We start from the raw sequence: 247 nt of genomic DNA, 5'->3' as shown, positions 1-247 counted from the left end.
GCAGTCTTCACCAGCGATTGTTTGTCGATGGCCATGTCCAGCGCCTCGCGCACCGGCTGCTTGGCCAGCAGACCGTGGGCGTGGTTGATCAGCAGGTGATCTTCGCGGGTGGACGGGTCGGAGTGGATCACCACGTTTTTATCTTTCTTCAGTTCTTCCACGCGGGAGAACGGCACGAAGATCGCCGTGTCGAGTTCGTTGTTCTGCACCATGCGCATGCGCGTGTTGTCGTCCGTCACGGAGACCC

Annotated in this window: 1 protein-coding gene; it reads right to left on the bottom strand. The window is 59.9% G+C overall.

The window, feature by feature from the left end:
- A partial coding sequence (locus KZZ04_RS20310) for an ABC transporter substrate-binding protein (RefSeq protein WP_219424050.1) occupies positions 1-247 on the bottom strand: 247 nt, incomplete at both ends.

Source organism: Pseudoalteromonas sp. CR1, from assembly GCF_019392235.1.
GTDB lineage: Bacteria > Pseudomonadota > Gammaproteobacteria > Enterobacterales > Alteromonadaceae > Pseudoalteromonas.
Note: the sequence above shows the minus strand (reverse complement) of the source record. Positions and strands in the feature narration are given on the sequence as shown.